The 24152-nt window shown below is 43.0% G+C and carries 22 protein-coding genes; 2 read left to right on the top strand and 20 right to left on the bottom strand.

All coding sequences use genetic code 11. The annotated features are described in order from the left end of the window. Positions 1–2 precede the first annotated feature (2 nt). The 4 genes from BN3456_RS12200 to ruvA form a co-directional block, all read right to left on the bottom strand. The gene (locus BN3456_RS12200) at positions 3–2414 is read right to left on the bottom strand and encodes a U32 family peptidase (protein ID WP_242862870.1); all 2412 of its coding nucleotides are present in this window, start codon (positions 2412–2414) and stop codon (positions 3–5) included. Positions 2415–2514: 100 nt separating this feature from the next. After that, positions 2515–2925, bottom strand: a complete 411-nt coding sequence (gene zapA / locus BN3456_RS12195) for a cell division protein ZapA (protein ID WP_089984441.1) — start codon at positions 2923–2925, stop codon at positions 2515–2517. A gap of 72 nt (positions 2926–2997) precedes the next feature. Then, a complete protein-coding gene (gene ruvB / locus BN3456_RS12190) occupies positions 2998–3999 on the bottom strand; it encodes a Holliday junction branch migration DNA helicase RuvB (protein WP_089984439.1) in 1002 nt (333 codons plus the stop codon). A 12-nt stretch (positions 4000–4011) separates the two neighbouring features. After that, entirely contained in the window at positions 4012–4611 is a 600-nt protein-coding gene (ruvA, locus tag BN3456_RS12185) for a Holliday junction branch migration protein RuvA (protein WP_089984437.1), read from the bottom strand. A 175-nt stretch (positions 4612–4786) separates the two neighbouring features. Here ruvA and BN3456_RS12180 point away from each other — a divergent pair, with 175 nt between their 5' ends. Next, positions 4787–5758 carry an FAD:protein FMN transferase gene (locus tag BN3456_RS12180; protein ID WP_089984435.1) on the top strand — a complete coding sequence of 324 codons (972 nt, stop codon included), beginning with the start codon at positions 4787–4789 and terminating at the stop codon, positions 5756–5758. 7 nt (positions 5759–5765) lie between these two features. Here the strand turns inward: BN3456_RS12180 and BN3456_RS12175 are convergent, their stop codons facing one another. From BN3456_RS12175 to BN3456_RS12120, 12 genes are all read right to left on the bottom strand, one after another. Beyond that, a complete protein-coding gene (locus BN3456_RS12175) occupies positions 5766–6590 on the bottom strand; it encodes an RnfABCDGE type electron transport complex subunit B (RefSeq protein ID WP_089984434.1) in 825 nt (274 codons plus the stop codon). A gap of 13 nt (positions 6591–6603) precedes the next feature. Continuing rightward, positions 6604–7179 (bottom strand): electron transport complex protein RnfA, encoded by a 576-nt coding sequence (locus tag BN3456_RS12170; RefSeq protein ID WP_089984432.1) that lies wholly within the window; start codon positions 7177–7179, stop codon positions 6604–6606. Positions 7180–7190: 11 nt separating this feature from the next. Further along, positions 7191–7916 (bottom strand): electron transport complex subunit RsxE, encoded by a 726-nt coding sequence (locus tag BN3456_RS12165; protein ID WP_089984431.1) that lies wholly within the window; start codon positions 7914–7916, stop codon positions 7191–7193. Continuing rightward, positions 7909–8523, bottom strand: a complete 615-nt coding sequence (locus BN3456_RS12160; protein WP_089984429.1) for an RnfABCDGE type electron transport complex subunit G — start codon at positions 8521–8523, stop codon at positions 7909–7911. The genes BN3456_RS12165 and BN3456_RS12160 overlap by 8 nt, the downstream gene beginning before the upstream one ends. Continuing rightward, entirely contained in the window at positions 8523–9455 is a 933-nt protein-coding gene (locus BN3456_RS12155) for an RnfABCDGE type electron transport complex subunit D (protein ID WP_089984428.1), read from the bottom strand. The genes BN3456_RS12160 and BN3456_RS12155 overlap by 1 nt, the downstream gene beginning before the upstream one ends. Before the next feature lie 18 nt (positions 9456–9473). Further along, positions 9474–10793 (bottom strand): electron transport complex subunit RsxC, encoded by a 1320-nt coding sequence (gene rsxC / locus BN3456_RS12150; RefSeq protein WP_089984426.1) that lies wholly within the window; start codon positions 10791–10793, stop codon positions 9474–9476. Between the two features lie 242 nt (positions 10794–11035). After that, positions 11036–12118 carry a 30S ribosomal protein S1 gene (rpsA, locus tag BN3456_RS12145; RefSeq protein WP_089984424.1) on the bottom strand — a complete coding sequence of 361 codons (1083 nt, stop codon included), beginning with the start codon at positions 12116–12118 and terminating at the stop codon, positions 11036–11038. Continuing rightward, positions 12099–12959 carry a 4-hydroxy-3-methylbut-2-enyl diphosphate reductase gene (gene ispH / locus BN3456_RS12140; protein ID WP_089984423.1) on the bottom strand — a complete coding sequence of 287 codons (861 nt, stop codon included), beginning with the start codon at positions 12957–12959 and terminating at the stop codon, positions 12099–12101. Before ispH ends, rpsA begins: the two co-directional genes overlap by 20 nt. Before the next feature lie 47 nt (positions 12960–13006). Further along, entirely contained in the window at positions 13007–13663 is a 657-nt protein-coding gene (gene cmk / locus BN3456_RS12135) for a (d)CMP kinase (RefSeq protein ID WP_089984421.1), read from the bottom strand. Positions 13664–13692: 29 nt separating this feature from the next. Then, positions 13693–14925: an NAD(P)/FAD-dependent oxidoreductase gene (locus tag BN3456_RS12130; protein ID WP_089984420.1), complete on the bottom strand. Its 1233-nt coding sequence runs from the start codon at positions 14923–14925 to the stop codon at positions 13693–13695. Next, positions 14918–15871 carry a MurR/RpiR family transcriptional regulator gene (locus BN3456_RS12125; RefSeq protein WP_089984418.1) on the bottom strand — a complete coding sequence of 318 codons (954 nt, stop codon included), beginning with the start codon at positions 15869–15871 and terminating at the stop codon, positions 14918–14920. Before BN3456_RS12125 ends, BN3456_RS12130 begins: the two co-directional genes overlap by 8 nt. Positions 15872–15907: 36 nt before the next feature. Next, the gene (locus BN3456_RS12120; RefSeq protein ID WP_089984416.1) at positions 15908–17695 is read right to left on the bottom strand and encodes an aminopeptidase P family N-terminal domain-containing protein; all 1788 of its coding nucleotides are present in this window, start codon (positions 17693–17695) and stop codon (positions 15908–15910) included. A 238-nt stretch (positions 17696–17933) separates the two neighbouring features. Between BN3456_RS12120 and BN3456_RS12115 the strand changes: the two genes are divergently transcribed. Further along, on the top strand, positions 17934–19280 hold the full coding sequence (locus BN3456_RS12115; protein WP_089984414.1) for a peptide MFS transporter: 1347 nt from the start codon (positions 17934–17936) through the stop codon (positions 19278–19280). A 61-nt stretch (positions 19281–19341) separates the two neighbouring features. Here the strand turns inward: BN3456_RS12115 and BN3456_RS12110 are convergent, their stop codons facing one another. From BN3456_RS12110 to BN3456_RS12095, 4 genes are all read right to left on the bottom strand, one after another. Beyond that, positions 19342–21330: a 2-isopropylmalate synthase gene (locus tag BN3456_RS12110; protein ID WP_089984413.1), complete on the bottom strand. Its 1989-nt coding sequence runs from the start codon at positions 21328–21330 to the stop codon at positions 19342–19344. Between the two features lie 115 nt (positions 21331–21445). Continuing rightward, complete coding sequence (locus BN3456_RS12105) at positions 21446–22726, bottom strand: D-alanyl-D-alanine carboxypeptidase family protein (protein WP_089984411.1); 1281 nt, start codon at positions 22724–22726, stop codon at positions 21446–21448. Positions 22727–22803: 77 nt separating this feature from the next. Continuing rightward, positions 22804–23373 (bottom strand): SMC-Scp complex subunit ScpB, encoded by a 570-nt coding sequence (gene scpB, locus BN3456_RS12100; RefSeq protein WP_089984409.1) that lies wholly within the window; start codon positions 23371–23373, stop codon positions 22804–22806. Positions 23374–23389: 16 nt separating this feature from the next. Next, the gene (locus BN3456_RS12095) at positions 23390–24133 is read right to left on the bottom strand and encodes a segregation and condensation protein A (RefSeq protein ID WP_089984408.1); all 744 of its coding nucleotides are present in this window, start codon (positions 24131–24133) and stop codon (positions 23390–23392) included. Positions 24134–24152 lie beyond the last annotated feature (19 nt).

Genomic DNA, 24152 nt, shown 5'->3' with positions numbered 1-24152 from the left:
TCCTAGTTTATTCCCCGCTTAAAATGTCCTCTGGTAAATGCAGCATCAGGCACATCAGCCTGCAAACCGCTGCAGTATATGTCCCTGTACATTTTTAAAATACCTTCAGCAGTCCCTTCATCTTCCAGAGTAAACTGGATTCTAAGCCCGGCAGGAGCTAACTTCAGGATATCTTCCCTTAAATCCAGCAGAAACAAAGGCGCTGTATCATATATCACATTATAACAGAATTTGCAAAAATTTCTGACCGCAAAAACTTTTTGATATCTGTCTTTCAGAATGATGCTTTCTGGTTTTTTATTACATTTTTCTGTCGTGTCCTTAATACATTGTGCGGTCACCATCACCGGAAGTCTCCCATAGACAACAAGCTCTGCCTGGGATACCCTGAGTATTCCCAGTTCATCTCTGTCCAATTCCAAAGGTGCAGTAAATGAATAAATCCCCTTGGAATTCCAGAATTGCTTTGCCTGGCGGTTAAATACATATAAATTATGGTCCAATATAATCTTCTTGTCAAATCCCTGCTCCATCAAAAAATAAAAACTCTCATAATTTCTTATAAGAAATCCGTCAATTCCCATTTTCATCAACGCCGAATAACCGGCCCAAAAAAGTGAGATTGTTTGCTGACGGAAAATATGCGGCATCGCAAGGAAAACTTCCTTTCCATTTTGGGCAGCTTTTCTGCATATTTCCCGGCATTCTGAGTTTCCATAAGGAGTACTGTATAGACACGATTCCAGATAAATCCGACTCACCTCTGGGCAGGCAAGAGCTGCCTTTACCTGTCCCTTTGTCTCAGCCAGAACAGACAAGTTCATTTTCGATCCTTCAGAGACTTTATCTTCAGCCGCCTGAACATCCTGGGTTTTCTGCTTGACTATGCGCGGCTGTCGGTTTTTTTCTCTACGATAACTCCCACAGATTTTAACAGTCAGTTGTTCTAGTGCTTCACGCCTCAATTCATTGAGGCGCTGCATTGGTAAGAAAATATCATCTTCTGCTGCGATATCCAGTGTTTCAAATATAAATTCCGTATTTCCCGTCTTCATCAACTGCTTTTTGATCCGAGACTGATCCAGAGGGTGATTTTTAGCTGTCTCTGTCTGTTCCTCTGTCTGAACCGTCACCGAGAAATTCTCGTATCCTGCAGTCAGAACAGCCGGTTTGCAAGGTGCAGTCCAAAAGCTCCCCCATATAGGTTCGTGAACCGTTCCTGTCCCATAAGTATTGTTCACCTGTTCCACAAGTTCAGTCCTGTGCATACGGCGCAGAACTGTCTCCTTCAAGTATCGCTCTCCCTTAGGCACAAGAATCTGAACGGTGTCACCCTTTGAGAAGGTTTTCCCAAAGGTATAGTTTCCTTGTACACTTATATTGTTCTGTTCGCAGGACAAGTCCAGCACATCACCCTTGTGAATATCTGTGAGTGTCTTACCGGTTATCTCCCGCCCTCTTTGCGAGATCACTTTCACAGCGGGAACGCCTGCATGTCCCGGCCGTTTCAGAGAAAGCATATCCCGGCCGCTGTGCTGTCTGTAATACCCCTGGCTGAAACCACCGCGGTTATAAATATCCATCAGCATTTCTCTGTCACTGTAAGTCACTTTAAAACCGTTTCTTCCTTCTTTCAGGTATAAATTTGTATATTTTCGGTACATAGAAGTGACAAGCGCCACATATTCCGGCTTTTTCATGCGTCCTTCGATTTTAAAAGAGTCAATGCCCGCCTCTATCAGATCCGGTATCAAATCCAGCGTACATATGTCTTTCAAACTTAAAATATACTCCTTTTTACCATGCACTATATAGGGCAGTCTGCATGGCTGTGCGCACTGTCCCCGGTTGCCGCTTCTGTCTCCGTTCATGCTGCTCATCAGGCACTGACCGGAATAACAGTAGCAGAGAGCCCCGTGGACAAAGCACTCAATCTCTAGATTTGTATGTTCCGACATATGACGTACCTCTTCCAGAGATAACTCCCGTGCAGGAACAATCCTCTTAGCTCCCTCCTCCTGCAAAAAGAGGGCCCCCTTTGTATTGGTCACTGTCATTTGTGTGCTTGCATGGATATCCATGCCGGGAAAATACTTCCGCACAAACTTCAATACACCGATATCCTGCACAATTACCGCATCCAGTCCCCGCAAATAGAAAGGTTCTAGGTAATCATAGAGCCTGCCTATCTCACTGTCCTTCAAAAGAGTATTTACCGTCAGATAAAGCTTACGGCCGTGGATATGAGCATAATCAATAGCCAAAAGCAGTTCTTCTTCCGTAAAATTGCCTGCAAATGCTCTCGCGCCGAAATGCGCTCCGCCTGCATAGACCGCATCCGCCCCTGCCATAATAGCTGCCTTAAAGCTGGGATAAGAACCGGCCGGTGCCAGTATTTCAATTTTTCTTTCCAATATATTCCCTGCCAATTCTACTCCTTTTTCGCTTATGCCTATGCCTCTCTAATGCGTGTTGAGTTACTTTAAAATAAGCTGTCTGCAGACAGCTTATCTTTTATTTTCTACGGTTTTTCATCTCTGTTTCCAGCTTCACAATCTGCATCTGCAGGTCATTGTTCTCTTCCTTCATCTTTGCAAGTTCTTTTTCCGCATTCTCAAGTTTTATCTGGACAGATATCAGCTCATGCTTCAAGTCATACATCTCTTTGTCTTTCAGTTCTATGTCACTTTCTAGAGAATCCCCCTGCTTCTTTGCCTTAAAATAGTCATCTGCGATATTCAGCGCAAGAAGTACATTGCGGGTATCAGAACTTTGCTTTCTGTACCCTTCACTGTTAGCACATTCTGTAATTTTATGGTTCAGATAGGAGGAAACTTTCTGAAGGTACTCTTCACCTTCAAATCCGCTTAATGTGTAGACTTTTCCTCCAATCAGAACTTCTGTAAAATGTTTTGCTGAACTCATAGTATCCTCCTCGCGTTTCTTATCTGCTATTATAAACTATATAAAAGGAAAATCCAACCACTTTTTGAAGATTTAACTCTGCGCGAAGGGAATCCCAAGGTGGCCGTAAGCCAGTTGTGTGGCAATCCGACCCCGGGGGGTCCTCTGTATGAATCCTGTCTGCAGCAGATAAGGTTCATAGACGTCTTCCAGTGTACCCGTGTCCTCTGAAATAGTTGCAGCAAGGGTATCCAGTCCCACAGGTCCACCCTGAAATTTTTGAATCATAGTGAGTAAAATATTCCGGTCAATGTGATCCAGACCGTATTTGTCCACATCCAGCATATCCAGGGCATAGTGAGCAACTGACTCCGTGATAATTCCGTCATACTTCACCTGTGCGAAGTCCCGGACTCTTTTCAGGAGACGATTGGCAAGCCTGGGAGTTCCTCTTGAGCGTTTTGCCAGTTCTACAGCGCCCTTCTCTTCGATTTCCACATCCAACTTCTCTGCAGATTTCAGTATGATCGTTTTTAATTCCTTCTCTGTATAAAAATCCAAATGGTTAACTACTCCAAATCTATCACGCAGAGGGGCAGTCAGCATTCCAGCTCTGGTTGTAGCTCCCACCAGCGTAAATCTGGGCAGGTCCAGACGGATAGACCGGGCAGCTGACCCCTTTCCAATCATAATATCAATAGCATAATCCTCCATGGCCGGATATAAGACTTCTTCTACCTGTCGGTTGAGCCGATGTATCTCATCCACAAAAAGAAGATCATTTTCCTGCAAATTATTCAGAATTGCAGCAATTTCTCCCGGTTTTTCAATAGCCGGTCCGGAAGTGATTTTGATATTCACACCCATTTCATTTGCTATGATGCCTGCAAGGGTAGTTTTTCCTAAGCCGGGAGGACCGTAAAGGAGTACGTGATCCAGTGCTTCTTTTCTCTCTCTTGCTGCCTTAATATAGATATTCAGCGTTTCTTTTACTTTCTCCTGGCCGATATACTCTTTTAGAAATTGAGGGCGCAGGCTGCTCTCTATTTTTATATCTTCTTCCAGATTCTCCGTTGTTATGATGCGTTTTCCCATGTCTTATTTCCTTTATAACTTCTTTAAAGCTGCCTTCAGCAGTTCTTCTGTCGTAGGGTTCTCAAGTGTTACCCCATTGACTGCCCGCAGACTTTCTGTATTTCCATATCCAAGCGCCACCAGAGCCTGTACCGCCTCCGTACGTACTCCACCATGAACTGCCTCCGAGGCAGAGATTGAATCCGGTGCATCTTCCATATGAAGATCTTCTATTTTAAATTTATCCTTCAGCTCAATGATGAGCTTCTCTGCTGTTTTCCTGCCTATTCCCGGGGCAGCCGAGATTGCCTTCACATCTCCTGAAATAACAGCCAGGCGCAGGGAATCCGGTGAAAGCTGGGAAAGTATGCTTAAACCTCCCTTGGGCCCTATTCCGCTGACGCCGATCAGGAGACAAAACACCTCCAGATCATCCCTGGTCAGAAACCCAAACAGCTGCATGACATCTTCCCGGACATTCAAATATGTATGGATCTTTACCTGGCTTCCCAGAGCCGGGAGAAGTCCCACAGCCTGTGCCGGCATGTAAATACCATATCCCACACCACCCACATCTACGATTATCTGTTCCGGTTCCACCGCGGCCAGCTCGCCGCAAACATATGAAATCATAAAACTCCCCTTTTCTATAGCTTCTAGCCACTATCATAGCACACAGGCTTTTAGAATGCAATCACATGTTCGATTGTAATTTCGGCGCGAATTGTATATAATAATGCAGTTGCTAAAGCAAAAAACGGCAATTTATGACTGCTGAAAATGTCATGCCGTGGAAAAGAGGGAATATATGAAACGTGTTCTGATATGGTTTCTTACAATAGTTATTATGTTTACTGCTTCCGGATGCACCGGGTCGTCTTCCGAAGATTCCATCAAAACAACCGGTATGTATTTTGATACAGTGATATCGATTGAAGTATGGGGAAGTACGGATGATACTATCCTGACCCACTGCAAAGATCTGTGTAAGGAATATGAGCAGCTTTTAAGCAGAACCATTGATACCAGTGATATCTCCAGAATTAATTCTGCAAATGGAGCCCCTGTTGAAGTAGATGTCAGAACCGCAGAGGTGATTGAAAAAGGATTATATTACAGCCGTCTGTCAAAAGGTGATTTTGACATCACCATTGCCCCTTTAAGTGAACTGTGGAACATTGAGGAAAACCCCGGGAATATTCCGGACCAGACAGCTATTGAGGAAGCGAAAAGCCATGTGAATTATAAAAATGTCATTCTGGAAAATAATACAGTAACTCTGAAAGATCCGAAAGCTGCCATTGATTTAGGCGCCATTGCAAAAGGATTTATTGCAGACAAGTTAAAAGATTACCTGACAAGCCAGGGTATAGAACACGCCTTGATTAATCTGGGCGGGAACATTGTAGCCATAGGTAGTAAGACAAACGGAGAAAACTACCATATTGGTATACAAAAACCCTTTGACGGACAAAGCTCTGCCATAACCAGTGTAGATATCAGAGATAAGTCTGTGGTTTCCTCCGGAGTATACGAACGGTATTTTAAAAAGGATGGTAAAATCTACCATCACATTTTAAATCCGTTTACCGGCTATCCTTACGATAATCATTTGCTGCAGGTCACAATCATCTCCGACCTTTCTGCGGATGGTGACGGACTGAGCACCACCTGCTTTGCACTGGGGCTTGATAAAGGTTCAGCCCTGATAGAAAGCCTTGACGGTGTCAAGGCCATATTTGTGACGAATGATTATAACCTGCATTATGCCGGATATTAAATTTTACTTACGAAGCCATTGCCTTTGATGCCACCATTCTCGGTGTAATAATTTTTCTTGGGCATTTCTCGGCACAAATGCCGCAATGCACGCATTTATCAGGATCTATATGTGCAAGGTTATCTGTGACTGTCACTGCGTTCACTTCACAGTTCTTCTCACAGATACGGCATCCTATACATCCCACCTGACATACGTCTCTTACTGTTTTCCCCTTGTCATGTGAGTTACATTGAACGAGATACTCCTGATCATAGGGAACCATCTCTATCAGCTGCTTAGGACATGCTGCCACGCACTTTTTACAAGCCCTGCAGTTTTCCTTATCTACGACTGCAATGCCATCTTTAACATGTATTGCATCAAATGGGCAGGCCTTTACACAGGTTCCAAACCCAAGACAGCCATAGCTGCAGCCCTTCGGTCCGCCGTCCTGCATCATGCTTGCCATGACACAGTCTTTTACCCCAAAATATTCATATTGCTCTTTTGCCTGTTCACAAGTTCCGCCGCATTTTACGAATGCCACCTGGTGATCCTGCTCTCCTGCAGCTACCCCCATAATTGCACCGACCTTTTCGGCAACAGGAGCCCCGCCTACGGGACATGTTCCAACCTCTGCTTCACCTGCCACTATAGCGGCTGCAAGACCGGAACATCCTGGATATCCGCATGCTCCGCAGTTATTTCCGGGCAGAGCCTCCAGTACAGCCTCTTCTCTCTCATCTACTGCTACGGCAAATTTTTTACCCGATAATCCAAGGAAAACACCGATGAATAACCCGGTGCCGCCGACAATAGCTGCGGCAATTATAATCCCTGTTATACTCATCTTTTATACCCTCCTAAATTAATCCCGCGAACCCAAAGAAAGCAATTGCCATCAGTCCGGCTGTCACCAGGACAATTGGAGTTCCCTGAAAGGATTCTGTAATGTCATTGTGTTCAATTTTCTCACGTATACCTGCCATCAGCACAATTGCGACCAAAAAGCCAAAGGAAGTTGCAAGCCCGTATATAACACCTTCTAAGATGTTATAGGATCTCTGAACATTCACCAGCGCAACGCCAAGTACCGCACAGTTTGTAGTAATCAAAGGAAGATATACACCAAGCGCATTATAAAGCGGAGGCATTGCCTTTTTCAAAAACATCTCTACAAACTGTACCAGAGCAGCTATGACAAGGATAAATACAATTGTTTGTAAATATTCGAAATGCACCGGAACAAGAATGAATTTATAAATCAGGCTTGTTACAAAGGATGCAATTGTAATAACAAAAATAACAGCACTGCCCATGCCCGCTGCAGTTTTCACATCTTTGGAAACACCGAGGAAAGGACAGATTCCAAGGAACTGGCTGAGCACAACATTATTCACAAATGCCGCACCGACTGCAAGTAATATTAACTCTTTCATCTCATTTCCCCCTAATCATTCTCTTTTTTCTCTGTTTCAGACTCTACGGGGAAGATTCCCCCTGTACAGCTTCCTGCTCTGCCACATCCTGCACAACCTTCACAGCCCTCCGCGGGTTCCGGTATAGGCTCGCCTTTTTTCAGGGCTATATGCCTCTTCACTTTATTCTGCAAAGCAACCAGCATAGAGAGAACAAAAAATGCTCCCGGCGCCAGAATAAAAATAGTGATTGGCTCATAAGAATCCGGCAGGATCTGTGTGCCGAAAACTTTCCCTGCGCCCAAAATCTCCCGGACTATACCAATTGCCGTCAGTCCAACAGTAAAGCCAAGCCCCATACCAAGGCCGTCAAATAAAGAAGGAATCACGGGGTTCTTGGATGCATAACTTTCTGCTCTTCCCAAAATAATACAGTTTACCACTATTAGAGGAATATAAATCCCCAGCGAATCATACAGGCTCGGGACGAAACCTTCCAGCAGGAATTGTACAATTGTTACAAAGGACGCAACTACCACGATAAACGCAGGCATCCTTACAGAATCAGGTATAATTTTCCGCAAAGCGGAAATCATGACATTGGAAAGCACAAGTACAACTGTGGTAGAAAGACCCATTCCGATGCCGTTGATGGCGGAAGTCGTGACTGCCAGTGTGGGGCACATGCCCAACATCAGAACAAAGGTAGGATTTTCTTTGACCAGACCATTAAATAGTCTTTCTCCTGACTTACTCATCGACACTACCTCCTAACGTATTTTGAAAATAAACTAATGCAGAGTCCACTGCATTCGTCACCGCATTTGTTGTGATGGTTGCTCCGCTGATTGCATCGATCTTATCATCACCTTTTTCATTATTCTTTGTATAGGCGAAGGCTTCTACCTGCTTATCCTTAAACTGGTCTCTGAAATCCGCCTCTGCTGCTTTCATTCCAAGGCCGGCTGTCTCGCTGATGGAGAGCATTTCCACACCTTTTACAGTTCCGTCTGCCATGATTCCCACAGACATTGTGATATCCCCGCCGTATCCTTCATGGGAAACTACAGTAATGACACAGCCTATGTCGTCTCCGCCTTTGTCTTTTCCTATAACTGCTTCTGTAATTTCATCATCACTGTACCCTGCACTTTTAAGAGTTTTGACAGCATCACTCTCATCAAAATCATCATAAGGTTCAAAAGAAACAGCGTCCGGAAGTGCCTGTCTGTATGCCTCTTGTTTTGCCTTTTCCTGGGCAGTGGCAATGGGAGCTTTTGTAACTTCATAAACCAGCCCGAGGAGAATGCCGGAAATCAATGTAATAGCTGTAAGTATCAACGTGTTTTTTACAATTTTATTCATTACTTTTCTCCTCCTTTGCCAAACGGTTTTGGAAGAGTAATCTTTTCAATCAGAGGAACCAAAAGGTTACTGATGATGATTGCATAGGACACACCCTCCGCGGAACCGCCAAATAATCTAAAAAGTCCTGTCAGCAGCCCCATACAGACACCGTAAAGGATCTGACCTCTCGGAGTAATGGGAGAAGTCACATAGTCTGTAGCCATAAACCATGCACCCAGCATGAGTCCGCCGCCACAGAGATGTGCGGTGATATACTGTGCATCAAAACCGTAACCGCCGAAAATAATAATAAAAATAACAAACGTTACAATGTATGTACCGGGGATGCGCAGGTCAATGACACCCATCAGAAGCAGGAACATGGCACCGACCATAATTGCAAGAACAGAAGTTTCTCCTATGGTACCCCTGGTATTTCCAACCAGCATGTTCATAGTATTAACAGCTTCCCCGGCCTTCATGTCTGCAAGGGGAGTCGGTCCTGTCACACCGTCATACACAAAATAAGTCATGCGCCCTGCAAAAGAGATAAGAAGGAAACACCTGGCAGCCAGTGCAGGGTTCATAAAATTCTGTCCCAGTCCTCCAAACAGCTGCTTTACAATAATAATGGCAAATACAGATCCTAAAGCTCCCATCCACAAAGGAAGAGTGGGCGGAAGATTCAGCGCAAGAAGAAGACCTGTGACAGCTGCACTGAAATCCCCTATCGTTATCGGTTTGTGCATCAGCTTCTCATATATATACTCAGCTAAAACTGCTACTGCCGTTGTAACTACAACCAGCAGCCATGCATTTTCATGTCTGAAATTATAAACACCAAAAATTGTAGCCGGCAGCAGAGCAATCAGAACCATCAGCATAATATTACTGCTGGTTACCTTGTCTCGTATATGTGGTGAGGATGATATGTTGTAATTCTCGTTCAATTTTAATTCACCTCTCTGTTATTTTTTCTTTTTGTTAGCAATTGCAACCTTACGCATAGAACCAATAGACTGCTTCAACGGCAGTTTCGCCGGACAGACATAGCTGCAGCAGCCACATTCTACACATTCCAGTCCGTACTGTGCGACAAAAGTCTCTTCATCCTGTCTGTCGGCATACTTTGCCAATCTGGATGGAACAAGCCTGCAGGGGCAGATTTCCACACAGCGGCCGCAGTTAATACACTGCGTCGATTTTCTCTTCGCCACCTCATCTTCAGTAAAGGCCAAAACGGAAGAAGAAGTCTTTGTCACAGGAGTGTTGAGTGTAATCATGGCAAATCCCATCATAGGCCCGCCCGATATCACCTTCTTGGGAGCCTCTTTAAGTCCCCCGGCGGCATCCACCAGTTCCTGCTGATTCGTGCCTAAAAGCACCTTAAAATTGCTCGGACTCTGTATGTCATCTCCGCTTACAGTAACAACACGCTCCGTCAGGGGCCTGCCTTTCGCTACCGCATAATGAATCCCAATCAATGTCTCCACGTTGTCTACAACACATCCCACATCAGCTGGAAGCATGGCAGAATGAATCGCACGTTTGGTGAGCGCATAGATTAACTGACGTTCCGCTCCCTGAGGATACTTGGTCTGAAGTACTTTAACTTCCATGCGTGGCTCGTCCTTAACGGCATCCTGCAATTTTTCGATACACTCTTTCTTATTGTCCTCTATCCCGAAAATTCCCTTTGCATTATCAAACAGGGAGAGAACTATTCGCATTCCGTTTACAAGTTCTTCTGTGTTCTCCAGCATCCTGCGGTAATCCGCCGTAATATAAGGCTCACATTCTGCGCAGTTCGCTATCACATAATCTATCTTCTCAGGTTCCTTCGGAGAAAGCTTTACTCTTGTCGGAAAACCTGCACCACCCATTCCCACAATTCCAGCTTCAGCAATCATGTTAAGAATTTCTTCTTTTGTAAGCTGCTCCAATGGTTTTACAGGGGCATATTCTGCCTCCTCGTATTCTCCGTCATTCTCGATTACAATACAGTATTCCTTATTTCCTGTGGGGCCTAAATGAGTTTCCAATCCTTTGACATTCCCTGACACAGAAGAATATATCGGTGCTGATACAAACCCCCCTGCCTCTGCAATCTTCTGCCCTTTTAAGACATGATCCCCTTTTTTGACAATGGGGTTTGCCGGTGCCCCTATATGTTGTGAAAGTGGATATAGTAAATCACCTTTTGGCAGTAATTCAGTGATTGCCTGGTTTTTCGATAAGTCTTTTCCGTCTTTTGGATGGATTCCACCTTTAAAAGTTAAAAATCCCATTCTCTGCTACCTTCCTTCCTTACTATTCCCATCGTATTTATTGTACAATGAATTGTCCGCGAATGCCAGTAAATACGGACATTTCATTGTATATAAAAAGATACATACTGCTACTTTTTTAACAAGCAATGCCCTCCCCGATTCTATATACAAGGATTGTTTTTCATAACATTTATGTGTGACATAAGTTTAAACATTAACATAAAAAAAAGAGACTTTCCAGCCTCTGTTTTTTATGAAGTTTATTCTTCTGTATACTCGGCATCCTGAGAATCTGTCTCCAGGGCTTTCATGCTCAGGCTGATTTTCCTCTCCGCTTCATTTAGATCTACGATTTTTGCTGTAATCTCCTGCCCTACAGAAAGTACATCTGATGGTTTGTCTACATGGGCTCTTGAAATCTGAGATACATGGAGAAGCGCATCTACTCCAGGTGCAAGCTCAACAAACGCACCAAAATCTGTCATACGCGCAACCTTGCCCGTGATGATAGTTCCGGCTGCGAAATTCTCTGAAGCATGTGCCCATGGATTTGTCTCCGGGAACTTCAGACTGAGTGCAACTTTTGTATCATTGATATCCTTCACAAGCACTGTTACAACATCACCTACCTGGAATGCTTTTCTGGGGTTCTCTACTCTTCCCCAGGACATTTCGGAGATGTGCAGCAATCCGTCTACCCCGCCAAGATCTATAAAAGCACCGAAGTCTGTTACATTCTTAACGGTTCCCTCAATTCTGTCACCGACTTTTAACCTGGCAAACAGCTCTTTCTGCTTCTCTGCTCTCTCTGCTACAAGAAGCTGTCTTCTGTCACCAATCACGCGGTTCCTTCTTGGATTGAATTCACTGATAACAAACGCAATTTCCTTGCCATCATATTTGCTCAGGTCTTTCTCGTAGGAATCAGATACTAGACTTGCAGGTATAAATACACGCGCTTCATCTATTGTCGCAACCAGACCGCCTCCAAGAATCTGAGTAACTGTAGCCTTGAGGACTTCTTTATTCTCAAAAGCTTCTCTCAGTTTCTCGTTGCCCTTCTCTGCAGCAAGTCTCTTGTAGGTCAATAATACCTGCCCTTCACCGTCGTTTACTTTTAAGACCTTCACTGTCATCGGATCCCCAGCAGAAACTACCGTAGTCAAATCAATGGACTGATCATTGGAATATTCGTTCTTTGTAATGATACCATCTGCTTTATATCCGATATTCAGGATAATCTCATCCGGCTTTACGTCAATGACTGTACCCTCTACTACTTCTCCATTATGAATTGTTTTAAAAGACTCGTCTAACATTTGTTCAAAAGATAATTCTGACATTATTTTGAACCTCCTCAATTATATTGTTGGGCGTGGATGCCCCCGCTGTAATACCTACTGTTTCCACTGACCCTAATTGATTCAAATCCAAATCGTCAAGTGTCTGTATATAGTACGTATCTTTACATGCTTTCTGGCATATTTCAAATAACTTCTGGGTGTTGGAACTATGCTTGTCGCCAATCACTATCATAGCATCCACCTCTTCTGCTATACTCTGAGCCTCAGTCTGACGCTCTTTCGTTGCACTGCAGATAGTATTTAAAACACTTACATCATAACCCTTTTTTAAAATAATTTCAACCAAATCTTTAAATTTATTGTAATTAAATGTCGTCTGTGCAACAATACAGACTTTCTTTCCGGATTCAGGCATGAAATTTTCTGCCTCCTGGGTATTTTGGATTACTGTTACATATTCCCCGGCCCAGCCTCTGATGCCCTCCACTTCAGGGTGATCCGGATTACCTATAATTACAACATGTCTGCCTTTCTGACTCTCCTCCTTCACAATCTTATGTATTTTTTTTACAAAGGGGCAGGTGGCATCCATCACTGTCAATCCTCTCTTATACAGATCTTCACAGATAGCCTCGGACACTCCATGGGAACGGATGATAACGATTCCCTCCGTCAATCCTTCCAATTCCTCCTGGTTTTTTAATACTTTGACGCCTTTTTTCTCCATATCCTTGATTACTTCCTCATTATGGATAATGGGCCCATAGGTACAAATTGGCGTATGACTGTCCTTTTCATTTTCCAGCTGCTTATAAACTTCATCTACTGCCCGTTTTACACCGAAGCAAAAGCCTGCTGTTTTTGCCTGTTTTATTTCCATATTTCTATTTCTTCACCCCTTATATAAATATACGGTTATTATTGCTGCTATTTACAGTGTTTTAGGATTTCAGACACTACTTCTTCTATTGACAGGTGGGAACTGTCGATCAGAACTGCGTCCCCGGCCTTCTTCAAAGGTGCCGTTTCCCGGTTCATGTCTCTGGTATCCCGCTCTTCCATATCTTTCCTGATTTTATTGTAATCGCATGCCACACCCTTCCTGGTCAGCTCATCGTACCGTCTTTTTGCTCTTGTCGCCGTATCGGCCGTCAGATATATTTTCACATCAGCATGAGGGAGGATGTTAGTTCCTATATCGCGGCCGTCCATAACCACATTTTCGTTTTCTGCTATATGTTGCTGGAGTTTTAAAAGCTTTTGCCTCACCTCCGGAATGGCAGAGCTAAAGGAGGCCATATTTCCCACTGCTTCCTCCCGTAGTCTTGATGTTATATTCACACTGCCTGCATAAACCTGTTGGACTTTATTTTCATATTTTATGCTAACGTTTGCATGTTCGCATGCTGCTATGATTTTTTCCTTTTCACCGGGTTTGATGCCTGCATCCAAAAAACAGACTGCCATTGCCCGGTACAAAGCACCTGTATCTACATAAATGTACCCTTTTTCTTTTGCCACTAATTTGGCTATTGTACTTTTCCCCGCGCCTGCAGGACCATCGATTGCAACATTATATCCCATAACTACTCTCTGTGTTTCCTTTCTAATATCTATATTGTTATCCCATTGCCTGCCAGATATGCAGTAGACCAGGCAATCTGCAGATTGAAACCTCCTGTCAACGCATCCAGATCTAATACCTCTCCGATGAAATACAGTCCTCTTACGAGTTTTGATTCCATTGTTCCCGGATCAATCTGCTTTACATTTACACCGCCTTTGGTAATAATTGCCTCTTTATAACCTCGCAGTCCTGATAGCGTCATTTCCAGATTCTTTATCAGGTTCACAAATGTGAGCCTCTCTTCCCTATTTATTTCATGAACCTTTTTGTCTGGATTTACACCACAAAGTTCAAGCATAACAGGTTTTAGTTTTGCCGGAAACAGCCCGTCAACAGCATTCTTGAACTGCTTGTTCGTTCCTTCTTTAAAATTCCTCAAAATTCGCTGATCCAGCTGTTCAAAAGATAATGCAGGCTTTAGATCAATGACAAGCTTTAGATTCTTTTTGCTTAATAATGGTCCCACCTTACTGCTGGCGCTTAAAATGATAGGACCGCTCACACCATAATGAGTAAAGAGCATCTCTCCAAATTCTTCATATATCTTTTTCTTTCCATCGTATATTGTCACATTCACATTGCGCAGGGAAAGGCCCTGAAGATCTCTGACATAAAGCTCTTTTACCTCCAAAGGAACAAGAGATGGGTAAAGTTCTGTAACTAAATGTCCTGTCTGTCTGGCAAAATGGTATCCGTCTCCGGTAGAACCTGTAGACGGATAAGAAATTCCTCCGGTGGCAACAATACATATATCTGCCGCTTCCCTTTTTTTGTCTGCCATAACGATGCTGTGAAATCTGCCCTTCTCCGTGCATATGTCTTTCACTTCACTGCGCAGATGAATCTTCACATGGAGATGCTCAAGCTCCTGTATCAACCCACCAATCACATCAGAAGAGTGATCGGACAGAGGGAATACCCTCTCTCCTCTCTCAACCTTTGTTTTAATACCAAGTTCTTCAAAAAACCGAATCACCTGATCATTGGAAAAGCTATAAAATCCACTGTACAGAAATTTCGGATTGCTGACAACGGAAGTAAAGAGAGTATCCATCTCTGCAGCATTAGTAATATTACACCGCCCTTTTCCCGTAATAAAGAGCTTCTTTCCCAACTTTTCGTTTTTTTCATATATATGGACTTCATGTCCGTTCCTGGCTGCAAAAATACCTGCCATCATTCCCGCTGCACCGCCGCCAACGACGAATACCTTACTCATCTTCTTTTCCTTTCCTGTCTGTGACCACAGGCAGGGGACCGGTCACATGGTTCAGTTCATCTCCGCTGTATACCTGATATTCATCCCAAAGCTTTTCCAGCGTTTCCAGAGTGGAAATCACTTCACCCTGCTTTTTCATGCAGAGAGCCACAATCAGGGCATTGATCACACTTAAAGGGGCAACAAGAGAATCTACAATAGATGCCATATCACTTCTTGCGATCAGATTACAGGAAGAGTAAAGATTCATAGGAGAATGTACACTGTCCGTCAGCGTGATTACCTTTGCTTTACGGTTACTGGCAAATTCCAATGCTTTTAAGGTACGCATGGAATATCTGGGGAAACTGATTCCGATAATTACATCTTTTTCATTGATGCGTATTAACTGTTCAAATATTTCACTGGAACTGTTCGTATGCACCGAGATTACATCTTCACAGATTAAATTCAGATAGAATGTAAGAAATGAGGCCAAGGGAGCACAGCTCCGTATACCAATCACATAAATTTTCCTAGCATCCAAAATTGTATCTATTGCAAGTTCAAACGCTTTTTGGTCGATGACTGCTAGGGTCATTTTAATTTTCTCTATATCAGACTGCAATACATTCGTAAGAATTTCGGACTGGCTGATTCTTCCGTAGGTCACTTCCATTCGCTGGATGGAGTTTAATCGATTGCGCACAAGTTCCTCCAGAGCCTGCTGAAAACCCGGATACCCCTTGTATCCAAGCTGTGTGGCAAAACGTACTACTGTGGATTCACTGACCCCCACAATTTTCCCAAGCTTTGCGGCCGTTAAGAACACTGCCTTATCATAATTCTCACAGACGTAATTTGCAAGACGTTTCTGCCCCTTGCTGAGATTGTTATATTTGGCTTCAATTCTGACCAGAAGTTCTTTGGTCGTGCTTTCGTTTGCGTTTAAGTTATTTTCATTCACAGTAGTACCTCTCTTATGCCGCCTTACACGCAGCTTTTATATTGCCCTTGTATATTCTTTAAGCCATTCCTGCTCATCTTTCGTCAAATGGGGGGCTATCAGCTCGTAAACCTTTTTATGATAATCATTTAGAAGAGTTCTTTCCTTTTCTGTCATCAGCTCCGGAATAATGGCATCCAGATCAATAGGCACAAATGTAATGGGCTCAAAATGCATAAACTGACCGTATTCGTTCTTTTCTCCATTACATACCAGGAGTTCATTCTCCGTGCGGATTCCGTGGGATCCTTCAATATAGATGCCGGGTTCGTCTGTAATAATCATGTTAGCCTCAAAGGGATGAATTTCATTTGGGCGGAACTGCCAGCGGAAACCTGTGGGCGGCTCATGAATATTACCAAGATATCCTACCCCGTGTCCGGTTCCGTGGTTAAAGTTTAGATTTTGTCTCCAGAAAGGCTCTCTTGCCACATAATCCAGATTCATGCCGGAGCATCCGTAGAGGAACTTTACGTCTGCAAGGTTCAGGTTGCTGATTGCAACAGCTGTGAAATGTTCTTTTTCTATCTGGCTTATCTCTCCAAAAACATAGGTTCTTGTAATATCTGTAGACCCTTCATAAAAGTTCGCTCCGGTATCTGTCAGAAACATTCCGCCCTCTTTTAATTCCACATCTGTCTCCGGGGAAGACGTATAGTGAACAATAGCACCATGTTCTTTATATGCGCAGATAGGCTCAAAGCTGGGCCACAGGAAATTTCCCTGTTCAGCACGGAACTCATCCAGCTTATCGGAAGCACTTAGCTCTGTAATTTTCATCTTGCCAACATTCTGTTTCAGCCAGTACATGAACTTCGTGTGTGCGATGCTGTCCTTAATCTCTGCTTTTCTGATATTCTCTATTTCAACATCATTTTTAACTGCTTTCATGATAATGGTGGGATTTTCCTGTTTCACAGTTTTTACTGCCTCAGGCATGTTATTATAAAGAGCATAATTCAGCCGTCTGGGATCAACCAGTACAGTGTCATCCCCGCCAAATGTTTTTACCGCTTCATAAATATCATTGTATGGATGTATATGAACATGATTCTTTATAAATTCTGCTTTAATCTCGTCATTAAACTTTCTTTCATCTGCATAGAGCTCCACAGAATCCATTTTTACAATAGCATAAGAAAGAAGCAGCGGGAAATATTCTACATCATCACCGCGCACATTTAAGAGCCAGCCGATATCGTCCAGACTTGTGATAACATGCAGATTGGCGCCGGCCTTTTTCATCTCACTTCTCACACGCTCCAGCTTGGAGGCAGTCGTCTCCCCTGCATATTTCAAATCTAGCAAAAAAGCTGGTTTTTCTGACAAAGGAGGTCTGTTTGTCCAAATAGAGTCCACTAAGTCACAGTCATAGACAATACTTCCGTGCTTAGCCTCGGCGATAGCAGCGTAAGAGAGACCTTCATCTATTCCTACTGTGCGGCCGTCAAATCCAATCACGCCGCCCTCAGGAAGTGTTTCTTTTAAGTACTCTTCAACAGTCGGCACTCCTGGTTCGCCCATTTTGCGAAGTGCAACACCTGTGTCCTTCATCTGCAGGGCAGCCTGAATAAAGTACCTGCCGTCCGTCCACATACCTGCTTCATTTTTTGTGAATACAGCTGTGCCTGCAGACCCTGTAAAACCAGTCATAAAAGCTCTCACTTTAAAATGTTCCCCAACATATTCACTCTGGTGATAGTCAGCTGTAGGGATAACATAAGCATCTATCCCTTTTTCTTCCATTGACAGGCGGAGCCTGTCAACTCTTTCTGAAATCTTCATGTAAAAACCTCCTTTTGAAAACCATTAATAAAGATCAAATTTTCATCGACTATAGTATATATTATCTCAGAGAAAATAGCAAATATGAATTAGAAAACCTATAAGATTCGGGCATTTCAGATGAATATTAAAAATGAGAAAATTTTTATTAACAAAATATAAAAATTCATTTGTCCTTTTGTATAATTTGTGGTACAATCCCCTAGGAAAAACAATTTTGGTATGGAGGTTTTAAGTTATGGAAACAGCAAAAAAGAAGAAACCCTTTGGCTTTTATGTATGTGCCTTAGGTTTCACATTCGAACGCTGCGCATTCTACACAGTAAAATACTTACTGGCAATCTGGATTGCAACAAATGCAGCAGGCGGCGGACTTGGACTATCAGATGCAAAAGCAGCTTCTATGTCCGCGATTTTCGTAGCCGCAACTTATATTACCCCTATTTTTGGCGGGTATGTTGCTGACTACTGGTTAAGCCCCAGAATCTGCGTAATTGCAGGTATGATACTCATGGGCATTGGTTATTTATTCACCTGGCAGGCTCACTCCACTGCGCTGGTATGGGTTATGATTGTTTTTGTAGCAGTAGGAACCGGTTTATTTAAAGGAAACCTCTCCGGTGTAAACGGTCTTCTGTTCGAAAACAAGGACGATTTGAATGAGGCTTTTTCTATTCAGTATTCGTTCGTAAATATCGGTTCATTCATCGGCACAACTTTTGTCGTACTGCTAACAGGGCCTATGGGATACAATTTTATATTCCTGCTCTGCGCAATTTTCCTTTTTATAGACGCTGTCTGGTTTGCTGTGAATCAGAAGGCTCTCGGCAATGCCGGCAAAAAGCCTTTTAAACATGACCAGAGAAAATTTGTTGACAGTGCCAAGAAAAAAGAGGAAGAAAACAAACCGCTCACTACAAGCGATAAGAAACGTATCCTTGCTATCGTTCTTGTCACAGTATTCTCCGTTGTGTTCTGGATTTTATGGTACATGGCATACATGCCTACATATTATTATTTTGGATGGGGTGACGGCGCAGATTTCCTGAACCACGCAAACTGGTTTATCGGAAACTGGCAGGTACCTACCTCCTATTTCGACTCCATGAACGCAATAACCTGTATCATTTTGGGACCTGTATTAGCCGCACTATGGACAAAACTTGCAAAGCGTCCCCAGGGCGATTTGAGCATGTTTAAGAAAACAGCTCTCGGTATGATCTTAGTTGGGGTATCTTTTGCAGTCATGGTAATTGCCGATATCGTCAGAGGAGACGGTCAGGCTAACCTGCTTTGGATCGTAGTTATTGCATTGCTGATGTCCATCGGTGAGATGATATTCTCCCCCCTTGGAAATTCATTTATCACAATGTTCGCACCTGCAAAGGTATTGGGGCTGCTTCTTGGTCTCTGGCCAATCGCAGTATTTTTTGCAACGATGATTTACCCGGCTTTATATGCTTTCCTCAAGACAGTTCCTTTCCAGTCCGGATACGGGGTTGTCGCTGCAATCGCAATTGTTCTTGGTCTTCTGCTCTGGTTCTTGAGCGGTAAGCTGGACAAGCTTGCAGTTGGTGAAAAGTAATATAAAAATTTTAACTGTAATAAAAAGAGTATCGGTTTATTCCGATACTCTTTTTATCATCCTATCTGCTGTTTCTGAACTGCACAGGAGTCATATAATACATTTTCTTAAACACTCTGTTGAAGTGTTCCACATTCTGATATCCTACAGATTCTGCAATACTTTCCACTGTTGTATTACTGCTCTTTAACATTGCACGCGCTTTTTTCATTCGTATCTCCTTTAATATCTCTCCAAAAGTTGTCCCCGACTTTTCTTTAATATATTTGGAGAGGTACGGTTTAGTGAGAAAGAACTTTTCAGATAAGTCCTCCAACGTTACGTCCTTGTAATTCATGTAAATGTAATTCGTAATTTCCAACAATCTTTCATCTTTACAATTCTCGGCATTTCTAATTTCCTCAATCTTGTTGACGGCTACGACAAGTGCCTCCACAGATGCCTTGATGATGTCCGCATCAATACCGACTCCCCAGAATTTCTTCTTGTTGTATATCACACCTACGTAAGCCACTGCTTTTGAGGATGAGCCTTTCGTCAGAGAATGCTCCTCATAAAATGCAATGTCATAGTTGACGGCAAAATATTGTTTAATTGCGTTGCTAACTGCATCCAGACGTCCATTCCCCACACCTGTAATTACCCTGTTAATGCCCGCGTGGTGGATAGTTGCGTCGGCTACAATGCCATTCTCCTGTTTAAAGTGGCACTCATCTACTGTAAAAATTGATTTTGCATCAACATAATTGTCCTCAAAAATGTGATAAATCCAGTCAGGACTAAGCTCTTTGTGCATTTTATCCGAGACATCCTTTACCAGATATCCCACCTCTTCCTTCATTTTCTCAGGAAGACTAATGCCAAAGTGCTGTTTGAGAATGTAGTTTACGCCGCCCTTTCCGGACTGACTGTTAATTCGTATTACATCCGAATCGTATCTTCTGCCCACGTCTTTGGGATCAATCGGAAGGTAAGGTACTGTCCATTTGTCATACTGTCCTTCTTCTCTCCATGACATCCCCTTGGCAATCGCATCCTGATGGGATCCAGAAAAGGCAGTAAATACCAGCTCCCCCGAATAAGGCTGCCGGGGGGATACCTGCATTCCTGTAAGTCTCTCATAAAGCTCACAAATTTCATTCATATTAGAGAAATCCAACTTTGGATCCACACCGTGAGAGAACATGTTCATCGCCAGTGTAACAATGTCCACATTACCGGTTCTCTCGCCGTTGCCAAAAAGGGTTCCTTCGATGCGGTCAGCCCCTGCAAGAATTCCCAGCTCTGCGTCACTGACGCCTGAGCCCCTGTCGTTGTGAGGATGAAGGGAAAGTATCACATTTTCCCTGTACAGGAGGTGTTTGTCAAAATATTCCACCTGGCTTGCAAACACATGGGGCATGGCATTTTCTACAGTTGTTGGAAGGTTGATGATGGCGTTATGTTTTCCGTCAGGCTTCCATATGTCAAGAACTGTGTTACAGACATCCAGTGCATAGTCTACTTCGGTTCCCGGAAAGCTTTCCGGACTGTACTCAAAAGTAAAATCCCCATCGGTCTCTTCTGATAACTTTTTTAGCAGTTTTGCGCCATCAACAGCAATCTTCTTGATTTCTTCAGGTCCCTTTTTAAAAACCTGTTCCCTTTGTGCCACAGAAGTGGAATTGTAAACATGGATAACGGCATGAGGGGCTCCCTGTATCGCTTCAAAGGTTCTCCTGATGATGTGTTCTCTAGCCTGAGTCAAGACTTGGATTGTCACATCGTCAGGAATCATATTCTGCTCAATTAGTGCCCTCAGAAACTGATATTCTGTCTCAGAAGATGCCGGAAACCCGACTTCAATTTCTTTGAATCCTACGTCCAGAAGGAGCTGAAAAAATTCAATCTTCTCATCCAGGCTCATAGGTTCTATCAGTGCCTGATTTCCATCTCTCAAATCTACACTGCACCATATAGGAGGGCTGGTGATGGAATCCTTTTTTACCCAGTCATAGCATGGTTCGGGTGGCATAAAATACATCTTTTCGTATTTTTCAAAGTTCTTCATATTTTGACGGCTCCTTACATTTAATCAAATTCGTTGTCTTTTTTTATACTACCATAAGAATCCGCCATCCACCAGTGGCAAATTTAATCATTATTATTGATATATCTTAACACCCTTAAATTTTTTGCAGAAAATACATTCCAATAATCGTCTTTAAATACCAGGCAGCGTTCTTTTCAGATATGCTGCAGCCGGTTACAATGTCATAGGATTTTATCATCTCACCATTCAAAGTATAATGAACTTCCCCTACTTTTTCTCCTTTTTCAACAGGAGCTTTGACACTCTTTTTCTTATTCAGGCTTATGTTTACCTCTTCATCGTCCCTCAAGAGTATATTCCAATTCTCATCCGTCTTTACCACCTCAAGAGATATTTCGGTTTCCGTTTCAAAAGGCTTTTGGCTGTCGATTCCGTTATATACTTTCAGAGTACCACAAGACATATCCTGCCTGATATTTCGATATTCATAATGTTCTATCCCATATTTCATCAAAGCTTTCGTGTCCGCCCATTTATAGCTTTTGTTATTTGGCCAGCCGCATGCAAGCAGAGCCACAATGAAGGTTCTCCCCTTATCTTGCAGCGAACCTATGTAACAATAGCCGGCATTTCCGGTAAAGCCGGTTTTTCCTGACAAAGCACCCTTCATCATTTTAAGAAAAGCGTTGTGGTTTACACAGGAGTAAGAATGCTTTCCGGAACAATCCGTAAATTGATAGTCTTGCGTTCTTGTGACTTCCAAAAACATATCTTTCTTAGGGGACTTCATTATACAATATTGCATAATCTTTGCCAGGTCTTCTGCGGTAGTGCGATGGCTTCCTTTTTCATCCGATGCATCCAGTCCATTGGGCGTAATGAAGTATGTATTTTCGCACCCCAATTCCTTTGCTTTTGCATTCATCATGTCTGCAAAGCCCTCCACATTTTTTCCAACATTTTCGGCAATGATGACTGCGGAGTCATTGTGGGATTCCAGCATCAGGGAATAAAGTAAATCCCGGAGATAAAATTCCTCTCCCTTAATAGCTCCAAGACGTACCTGGGGCTGGGATGCAGCGTAGGAACTGACTGACATCTTACCATCCAGTTTACCATATTCCAGTGCCAGAATACAGGTCATGATTTTGGTAGTACTGGCCATTGCTCTCTCCTGTTGTCCATTTTTCGAAAATAAAATACGCCCGCTGTCCGCGTCCATAAGAACAGCCGACTGGGCGTATAAATTTTCCGGTTCTTTCGTCTTTGCCTGTACCTCCGACATTTGTGTTTTCATACCACAAAACACGGTCAGGCTTAGGGTACAGTAGATTAAAATCAACGCTGTGATTCGCACCTTTATATTACGGACAATCCTCTTGCCCTTATCTGTCTTTCTTTTTTGTTCAGCCACTTTAGTTCACTCCACAACATACCATATTATTAGTATCTATGTAGAAATACTTTTCGATAGAACTACATTTTAAAAGGTCAGATATCAAGTTTAAGCTGTGCTTCCTCCTCGGCTTCCTCCTTAAAATGTTCTACCTGCTCAGGGTTAATTGTAGGCAGATCATCCAGAGACTGGACGCTGAATCTGCGCAGAAACTCCTCTGTGGTTCCAAACAACAGCGGCCTGCCGGGTGCATCCATGCGCCCCACTTCCTCGGCAAGACCATATTCCACCAGCTTGTTTACGGCATGATCCGACTTCACACCTCTGATTTTTTCGATTTCCAGCTTCGTGACCGGCTGTTTATAGGCCACAATAGACAAAGTTTCCAGAAGAACATCTGTCAGGATATATTTTCTGGGTTGTCTGGCGACTTTTATCAGATATTCATACATTTCCTTTTTGGTACACATCTGAAAAGAATTTTCCAGTTCAATGATGCGGATACCCCTGTCCTGCTGTTCATACTTATCCATCATATTGTGAATGATCTTTCTTGTTGTATCCTCATCATGTCCTATTACCGCCGCAATTTGTCTCAACTCCACGGAATCACCCATAGCGAAAAAAATTGCCTCTATAACACCCTGCAGTTTTTCTATTTCCATATCCTCTTCCATCCTTTTATACCAGTGAGTGAATCATGATTTCCCCGCATGTTTCTTCCTGTTTTGCCCGAATCGTCCCCAGCTTCATCAATTCAAGAACAGCCAGGAAAGTTACAACAATATGCATCTTACTTTTTTGCTCCTCAAGAAGCCTGCGAAAACTAAAATTATGATGTGTTCTGGCATAGTCTTCTACATAGGACAGCTTTACAGGAAGGGGAACCTCTTCTTTTTCAATTTTACTAAACTTACTCCTCACCGGATCTATCTTATCTTCTTTGCGCTTCATAACATCATGAAAAACTTGATTCAATCGCTCTAATGTCAGGTCTCCCAGAAGCTGATCTATATCTACAGGTTCCACGTATTCCATGACTTCTTCCGGAATTTGGGGTGTCTTAAACAAAACCTGTTCAGCATTATGCTGCCGGTCTTTCAATTCGTAAGCCATATATTTAAACAGTTTATACTGCAAAAGCTGTTCTACCAATTCCCGGCGTGGGTCTTCTTCCTCCCCGTCTTCATTGACCTCTTTCGGCAGAAGCATTTTACACTTAATATCCAGCAGCGTGGCAGCCATTACAAGAAATTCGCTCATAATATTTAAATCTTCCTTCGCCATGCCCCTGATATAATCCATATACTGGGTGGTAATCTCTACAATCGGTATATCGTAAATATCTATTTTACTTTTTTCAATCAAATGAAGCAGAAGGTCCAGAGGGCCTTCAAATACTTCCAGTTTTACGGGTATTCCCATATTTTGCAATTCTCCCTTA

It is taken from the genome of Clostridium sp. C105KSO13 (assembly GCF_001517425.1).
Lineage (GTDB): Bacteria > Bacillota > Clostridia > Lachnospirales > Lachnospiraceae > Muricomes.
This window is presented reverse-complemented; position numbering and strand designations above follow the sequence as displayed.